4 protein-coding genes are annotated in these 4,221 nt (G+C 66.8%); 1 reads left to right on the top strand and 3 read right to left on the bottom strand.

The features are described from left to right. Nucleotides 1-196: 196 nt before the first annotated feature. Nucleotides 197-1,147 (bottom strand): chitinase, encoded by a 951-nt coding sequence (locus ACZ5IK_RS42415; RefSeq protein ID WP_465492890.1) that lies wholly within the window; start codon nt 1,145-1,147, stop codon nt 197-199. A gap of 242 nt (nt 1,148-1,389) precedes the next feature. On the opposite strand from ACZ5IK_RS42415, the gene ACZ5IK_RS42410 reads away from it, so the two are divergent. After that, nucleotides 1,390-2,640: a GGDEF domain-containing protein gene (locus ACZ5IK_RS42410; RefSeq protein WP_465492889.1), complete on the top strand. Its 1,251-nt coding sequence runs from the start codon at nt 1,390-1,392 to the stop codon at nt 2,638-2,640. Here ACZ5IK_RS42410 and ACZ5IK_RS42405 read toward each other — a convergent pair. Beyond that, nucleotides 2,637-3,101, bottom strand: a complete 465-nt coding sequence (locus ACZ5IK_RS42405; RefSeq protein WP_465492888.1) for a nucleoside deaminase — start codon at nt 3,099-3,101, stop codon at nt 2,637-2,639. The genes ACZ5IK_RS42410 and ACZ5IK_RS42405 overlap by 4 nt on opposite strands. 349 nt (nt 3,102-3,450) lie before the next feature. Next, a partial coding sequence (locus ACZ5IK_RS42400) for a transposase (RefSeq protein WP_465492887.1) occupies nt 3,451-4,221 on the bottom strand: 771 nt, incomplete at its 5' end.

Here is a 4,221-nt window from a genome sequence, read left to right as displayed (position 1 = left end):
TCAGACCGTGTGGGTCGGGGTGTCGCGAAAGCCACTTTCGCGACGTCAGACGTCCCGAAAGTGGCTTTCGCGACACGGCCACTCGGCATCAGACGCAGCGAAGGACACCTTCACCCCATCGCCAGCCTCGCCCATGAACACGCCACCTTTGACTTACACCCCAATAGAGCCGCCTTACCACTCACGAGGTCGAGAGTCAGCCGGTGTAACCCGCCACGATCTTCGTGTAGTCGTACTTGCCCTGCGCGATTCCCGCGCAGTTGTTGCAATCGCGGTTCACCGCCCAGAACGACAGCCGGGCGAGATGTTTGCTCGCCGCGTAGTCGCGGATCGCCCGGAAGTCGGCGACGCTGACGGTTTCGCCCGCCACGTCGGTCTTTCCGTTCATCGACGAGAGCCCGCTGCGCCGGTAGGCCGCGTCGTCGCTCAGGGCGAAGGTGGACTTCACGACGTTCTTCAGCCCGTCCACGGCACTGCGGGTCTTGCCCGCCATGTCACCGCCGCTGGAGAAGTCGAACGGCATGACCGACCACGCGTCGACGCCCGCGCCGAGTACCTTCGACTGGTTGATCAGCCGTTTGCCGGTCGCGTTGGGGCCGCCGACCTCGGTCGGGATGGTGATGACCACGCGCAGGCCGGGGTTCTTCTGCTTCGTGATCTTGATGGCGTTCAGGATCCGGTCCTGGACGGTGTAGTTCTCGAACTCGTCGGTGTTCTCGATGTCGAGGTCGATCGCCTTGAGCTTGTAGGCGTCGATGACCTTCTGGTACGCGCCGGCGAGTGCCGCGGGAGTGGTGCACTTCGTGCCGAGCTTCGTGCCGGACCAGCCGCCGAACGACGGGATGACGTCGCCGCCCTTGGCCCGGATGTTGCCGATCATCGTGGCGTCGGAGCCGGTGAGCGAACGGCTGCCGTCCCACTTCGGGTTGCAGCCGCCGTCGGAGAGGATGAACGCGAGGGTGAAGGCCTTGACCCCGGTGGCGTTCATCGCGGCGATCGGGTCCGTCTGTCCCGACCACTGGTACAGATAAGGCGAGGCCAGCACCGCGTCCGGGGCCGCCGAAGCGACGGGGGCGAGGCCGACGGCCGTGGCGAGAGCGGCGCCGACGGTGGTGGCCAATGTTGCCCAGCGTCGTAAGGATTTCATAGGTCCTCCAACTGGTAAGCGCGCAGCGATGCGCGCAGATGTGGAGCACCTCCGTCTTGACGCGGCGTATCAACCGGGAGGATGCGCTCTCTCACAGTGGACTAGACCATTGAGGACTGTCAATAATTCACCGGAATTCCCGCCCGGAACGACCGACCTTAGTAGGGGGGTCATGACCCGGAAAGCGGATCGACAGCTCCGCGATTACCGGCTAGTTTGCCGAAATGGTGGGGGACTCCCTGATGGCGACCGGAAGCCGCGGCCGAAGAGACCGGCTCGCCGCGCCGCGGCGAATACTGGGGACATGGAGCCTGTGGGACCTGCCGAGGCGGGGCCTGATCGGGTACCTGCTCCTGGTCGACGCGGCCGCTTTGGCCGCCACCACGTACCTCTTCGTGCTGCGGCCGCCCACGCCGTCGTCGCTGCTCCCGTTTTCCGGTCTGCTGGCCGGAATGATCCTGAGTTCGGAGCTTTCGCGGCCCGTCGAGCGGTCCCGCGCCGACACCCGGCTCGGCGCCGGACTGGACGCGGCCTGGATCTTCGCGGGCGCGTTGCTGCTGCCACCCGCGCTGGCCGCCGTGCTCGTCGTCGCCTCGGCGGGGTACCGCTGGTGCCGGATCCGGCGCGGAATCCCGCACCGCCAGGTGTTCGCGGCCTCCGCCACCATGCTTTCGGCACTCGGTGCTTCGATCATCCCGGTGTTGCTGGGTGCGCCGCCGTTCACCGGCGGGACAAGGGATTTCGAAAGCTTCGCGCTGGTTTTCGCGACCGGCCTGGTGTTCCTGTCCGTCGATGCCGCTTTGGCCGCGCCCGCCGCCGAATTCGGGGCCGAACCGTCGGGATTCGCCTTCGACGCGGCGATGGTCGCGTTCGGATTGCTGCTCGCCTGGTCGGCGGTGGACTGGCCGTTCGTCACCGTGGTGCTCGCCGGCGCGCTCGTGGTGCTGCACCGGGCGGGGACGATGCGCGCCCTGCGCGGCCATGCGGGCACGGACGCCGGCACCGGGCTGCTCACCGCGTCGTCCTGGTTGGACGGCTCCCGTACCCAATTCGACCTGCTTCGCGGCCGTGGCGCCGATCTTTCGCTGCTCATGCTCGACCTCGACCATTTCGCCCGGCTCAACGACCGGCACGGCAGGCACGTCGGGGACGACGTCCTTCGCGCCGTGGCGGACACCTTGCGCGCGGAGGTCCGCGCGGCGGATCTGGTCGGCCGGTTCGGCGGCGAGGAATTCGTCGTCCTGCTGCCCGGGACGACCCGGTTCGACGCGCACGCGATCGCCGAACGGATCCGGCTGCGGATCGCGTCGACGTTCGTCTCACTGGGTGGGACGTTCGCGGGGGCGACCGTTTCGATCGGGGTCTCGTCGCATCCCGCCGACGGCGAGACGCTCGACAGGCTCGTCGGCGCGGCGGATCAGGCGCTGCGCGCGGCGAAAACGTCCGGGCGGAACCGGACCGTCGTCTTCGAGACCGAGGATTCGCTCGACTAGTTTCCGGTCGGGACCCCGATGTCCTCGAACCACAGCTCCGGATGATCCTGGATGAATTCGGTCATCAGCGCGGTGCACGCCGGGTCGTCGAGCAGGGTGATCTCGACGCCGTTCTCCTCGAGCCAGCCGTGCCCGCCTTCGAACGTGGCGGCCTCGCCGATGATCACCCGGCCGATGCCGAACTGGCGCACCAGTCCGCTGCAGTACCAGCAGGGGGAGAGGGTGGTGACCATGATCGTGTCGCGGTAGTGCGGCCGCCTGCCCGCGTTCCGGAACGCGGAGGTCTCGGCGTGCATCGACGGGTCGCCGTCCTGGACCCGGCGGTTGTGGCCGCGGCCGAGCAGGACGCCGGCGGTGTCGAACAGTGCGGCGCCGATCGGGACCCCGCCCTCGGCCTTGCCGAGTTCGGCTTCCTCGCGGGCGACGGACAGGAGCTGCGCGGGATCGATCACGGGACTCACCTTACGGACTCGTGAGTGGTGAGGGCGGTTCTAATGGACCTGTATTTGCCTACCCACTGGATCCTGATGTCAGCTCGGTGAGCTTGTAGCGCCTGTTCTAGATGCCGATGTGGGCGAGTGGGGAAGATTTGAGACGCTCAACGTCCCAATTCCTCCGTTGATCAAGACCCGAGACCGGAACACCCCATCGACGATGAAGGAATCGGGACACTCAACCTGGATCCACCGGTGTGCTTGTCGGGTGATCTTGATGGTGGTTGTTGATCATGTGTTTGGTTGGTGGTCGTGGTGGATCACCGGTCGTCGCATCCGGTGTGTCCACTGTGGTCCGGGTTGTTGGGGCGCGGGGTCAGGTTGTTCGGTGTGTTGCGGTGAAGAGTGCCTGGTAGGCGGTTTGCCAGGGCCAGTTGGCTGGTAGTCGCAGGGTGATGCGGCGGGCGGTTCGGGTGATGCGGGCGGGGATGCCGATCAGGTGGCGGCGCAGCGTGCCGGTGCGGGCTTTGGCGTGAAAGGCGCTGGTGAGGCAGCCGGTGGCGCGGAGCAGGTTGTGGGTGAGGCAGGCCAGGATCAGCCAGGTGTGGTTGGCGGGGAACCGGCTTGAGGGGAAGTGCGCGAGGGCGGAGTCGTTGAGGTCGGCGAAGACCTGTTCGATGATCGCGTGCTGGCGGTGATACTCATCGGCGGTGTGCAGGTCGAAGCCGGTGTCGGTGAACACGGCGTGGTAGTGGAAGACGCGGAACAACTCGCCTTGGTCGTTCCGCTCGAATCTTGGGGTGCGGCGGACCAGCAGCCGTGCGGTGACCTGGCGGCCGGGATTCTCGGTGGCGTGGACGAACGCGGTCAGGGTGGTGTCGGCGATCTCGGCATGCGTGATCAACTCGCCGGTGAGCGGGTCGGGGATCGGATGCCGGTAAGCGATCTTCCTCCAGGCGTCCTCGCCGATGGCGTTGATCACGTTCTTCACTGCCGCGTTTTTCTGGGCGGTGACCGAGAAATAGGCGCCCGCCGCGCGGATCGCGGCGATGATCGGGCCGGTGAAGAACGCCGAATCGGCTCTCACCACGATCGTTCCGGTCGCTCCGGCCCTGCGTGCGAGACCGATCGCCTCGGTGATCATCGA

This window comes from Amycolatopsis sp. NPDC031561 (assembly GCF_055580625.1).
This window is presented reverse-complemented; position numbering and strand designations above follow the sequence as displayed.